Origin of the sequence: Campylobacter sp. RM15925, from assembly GCF_012978775.1 — a bacterium.
GTDB lineage: Bacteria > Campylobacterota > Campylobacteria > Campylobacterales > Campylobacteraceae > Campylobacter_A > Campylobacter_A canis.
Map to the genome: position 1 here is coordinate 1 of NZ_LIWP01000028.1, position 3,611 is coordinate 3,611.

At 36.1% G+C, this 3,611-nt stretch carries 3 protein-coding genes and 1 tRNA gene; all 4 read left to right on the forward strand.

Going from position 1 to position 3,611, the window contains the following annotated elements; genetic code table 11:
- Window positions 1–93 precede the first annotated feature (93 nt).
- A tRNA-Leu gene (locus CDOM15925_RS09870) sits at window positions 94–178 on the forward strand.
- A gap of 315 nt (window positions 179–493) precedes the next feature.
- Window positions 494–2,176, forward strand: coding sequence for an AAA family ATPase (locus CDOM15925_RS09875; protein WP_169943237.1), 1,683 nt, complete (start codon window positions 494–496; stop codon window positions 2,174–2,176).
- 3 nt (window positions 2,177–2,179) lie between these two features.
- The gene (locus tag CDOM15925_RS09880; protein WP_169943238.1) at window positions 2,180–3,103 is read left to right on the forward strand and encodes a hypothetical protein; all 924 of its coding nucleotides are present in this window, start codon (window positions 2,180–2,182) and stop codon (window positions 3,101–3,103) included.
- Between the two features lie 26 nt (window positions 3,104–3,129).
- Window positions 3,130–3,611: WG repeat-containing protein (locus CDOM15925_RS09885; protein WP_169943239.1), on the forward strand; the 482-nt coding region annotated here is incomplete at its 3' end.

The following is a 3,611-nucleotide window of genomic DNA, read 5'->3' on the forward strand; positions in this document are numbered from 1 at the left end:
TTCTAAGCCGTAGGTCAGAGGTTCGAATCCTCTTGGGCGTACCATTTGGTTTATTTAATATTTTTTAGATAAACTTCCATTCTTTATACACGTGCGGATGTGGTGAAATTGGCAGACACGCCAGACTTAGGATCTGGTGCCTCACGGCGTGAAGGTTCAAGTCCTTTCATCCGCACCATCCAAAACTCCCTAAAATACGACATCTCAAGATTTAAGATTTCAAAAGGTAACCCAATGGGTAGCCCAAACTTCTTATTTTTTATTTTTCAAATTTATTTCTCTCGGATTTATTTAATATTCTAGAGTATCCCATATTGGCCCATTTTACCATTAGAGGTTTTGCTTTGATAGGTCGCCTGAATACTTTTTTGTAATTATGTCTATGGTACTCAGGCGTTGCAAAGTATAACGTTTAATTCTAGTAATATTTAAGAGCACCAAAAACAAACTATAGTATAATCATGGTAAACAAAAAATACACTGAGGGGCTAAAATGGTAAAAGTAGGTTTTAATAACTTTAAAGCATTCGGAGAAAATTTGCAGAAATTTTCAGATAAGCCGATAACTTTAGTATATGGCCCTAATAGCTCCGGGAAATCAAGTTTTTTACACGCCATGCTCTATAGAGAACATCTTTTAGGCGGCGGAGATATAAATCTTAAAAAGTCAAATTTTGCCGGAGATGAGCTAGACTTGGGTGGGCTTGGCAACTTTATCCATAAGCACGATACTGATAGATCAATAACCTATGCTTATGAATTTACAGATCAAGAGTCCATAAGATATCTTTTGTATTCCAAGTGTCTTGAACGCTTTGAAGTGCAGTACGAGAAAGGCTCAAAAAACCTAGATCCAAAATATTTATTTCGGCTTATATGCGAAAAAGGCGGGTTGGAACGATTTATGCGAGAACATAAAGACATAAGCATAGACGCCAACATAGATATAGACGAACTAAGAGGCATAGTTGAGAATAACTATGGTATAGAAAAAATCGGAATAAAAGTCAACTCAGGGTTGCATCAAGGCTTCTTAAAACAAGATATATTTATAATGATTAATTCCAAAAAATACGCAAGAATACGACCTATGCTTAATTCAGGCGAATGCTTATGTGATTTGTCTCCGTTTAAAAGAATAGATACGACAAGCAGGTTTTTTCTTATACAGCCCTATAAAGAGCATCCTTTTGTAAAAACAGTAAAAGATATCGCAGATTATAATGAAAACGATGAGGATGTTAGCGAAACAATTATAGATGACAAAGGCATTGTATTGGGTAAAAGTGATGAAGGTATGTATACATGGAGTGAAGAACAAATAAAACGTAAAAATATACACGACATCTTAACCGAATTTGATAAAAGTAAAGGTATCGGCGCTTTGCTTGGAAATGTAGCTCTTTGTATATTCCAAGGACTTAACAACTATAGATACAAGGAAGCAATACAATATTTCTCTCCGCTTAGATTTTATCCCGAGAGAAAAGACCTTATCTTTGATAAATTTAGCGACACGGTAAGCTACGACAAGGTGCATTCCAGTAAAGAGATATGGCAAAAGATTCTACTCAATAAAGACTCAAGAGAAAAACTTAACGTATGGCTATCGGACGACAAAAAGCTAAAATCAACCTACAAGATAGAAGTAGAAAAATTTTATAAAGTCGACGATCCTAAAAATGTAAAGGAATTAGGAGAGCCGGATATTCAAGAGCTAAAATTTTTGGATTTAAGAACAGGGGTGTTTGTGAGTCCTAGGGATATGGGGCTTGGGATATCTCAGTCTTTGCCGATACTGGCTAGTTGTATGGCCCTTGATAACAGCAGTATCTTTATAGAGCAACCGGAGCTACATCTGCACCCTGCTGTTCAGTGCGAGATGGCGGATGAGTTTATACGGTCTAAAAACAATAACAAAAATAACTTTTTTATAGAAACGCATAGCGAGCATATATTGCTTCGTATCATGAGAAGGTTAAGATACTCCAGCGAAGGTAAAATAAGCAAAAACGATGAACTATACATAACTCCTGATGATATATGTTTACTTTACGTTGATAACAACGGCGAGAAAACATACGTCAAAGAGCTCGAACTTGATGAGGATGGGGCTTTGCTTGACGCCTGGCCTAACGGCTTTTTTGAAGAGGGATACAAAGAGAGGTTTGAGTAAAAAATGCTAAAAGAGATATTTTTAACTCCGGAGGTGTTTTTAGAAAGCAATATGTCCGTAAGTAATTTTTACAATCTTAAATCTCTTTTGGAAAATATAAGCAGAAGCGGCTTTGTCCTATCTTTAGAAAATAGAGACTGGATTAAATGTGTTTTATCAAATATATCTTCTTGCGCTAGACATAAAGACCAGCTACTAAAACTGATAGAATATCTTAAGGACAGAGAAAGGATAGAATTTCAGCCCAAAAGCGGAGCAGAGCCGCAAACCGAAGATGATTGGCTTAAAATCGCCGATAGCATAAACAGCATTAGAAGTATAAATTCTATCTTTTCTTGCAAAAAAACCGACCGCACCTTTGTATTAGACGATCTAGAAAATGTAGATATAGGCGACAAGTACGGCTATGGCGGATCTATAGCTAGACTAAAATCGGAAAAAGAGCTAGAAAAAATCTTTTCCGCCGTAGTATCATACGCCAAAAAGCTCACGATAATAGACCCTTACTTTTATCCGGATGTCTATAGATATAAAAGAACCCTGGAAATAATCGCTAAAAACTTCGGCGAGCGTAGAAATAACAAAACTAAAGGAAGCATAATAATACATTGTAAATTTCAGATAGGCGATTATAATCCTTGGAAAAAGAGGCTGGATAAATGGCGAAGCATTTGCCGTCATATACACTCTAACTACGGCCATACTTTAACCATATATGTATGGAAGGAAAAGCAAGGGGGCATAAAGATGCACGAGAGGTATCTGGTGACAAATCAGATTGGGCTAGTCGTAGGAGCGGGACTGGATGTAAACGATAGGAGTACGAGCGAATTTGGGCTAAAGCAATACAATGAACTAAACGATATAACGTCTCCGTTTGATAAAAATAATCCTTCGTTTGATTTGGCTTACGAGATCACGATGTAAAAACACTAAATAAAAAAGGATAATGCATGTTTGATTTTTTAAAATCGCTATTTAGCGCAAAGGATGAAGAAATACTCGAAAAGGTAGCTTCTATAAAAGCCACGGAAGGTACAAGTATAAATAAAACAAATAATCTCACTAAAGAGATAGATGCTAATAAGGCAGGCGAACCATTATTTAAAAATAAAAAAGTCGGTAAATGGGGGTATATAAACGCCAAAGGCGAACAAATAGTAGAGTGTAAATTTGATGAGGCTTCGGACTTTAGCGAAGGCTTAGCTGCAGTCAAAAAAGGTTATAAATGGGGATTTGTAAACGCCAAAGGCGAACAAGTAGTAGAGTGTAAATTTGATTATATAAATGACTTTAAGAAAGGCTTAGCAAAAGTTAAAAAGGGTCTCAAGCAATTTACAATCAATACCAAAGGAAATTTTATAGTTCACGATGAATACAATAATAAAATAGAAGTATCCGGCAAATTTGATTATGTCTGCGACTTCAAAGAGGG

Coding starts and splice junctions, on each gene's coding strand:
- CDOM15925_RS09875 (WP_169943237.1), top strand. CDS start 494: ATGGTAAAAGTAGGTTTTAATAACTTTAAAGCATTCGGAGAAAATTTG.
- CDOM15925_RS09880 (WP_169943238.1), top strand. CDS start 2,180: ATGCTAAAAGAGATATTTTTAACTCCGGAGGTGTTTTTAGAAAGCAAT.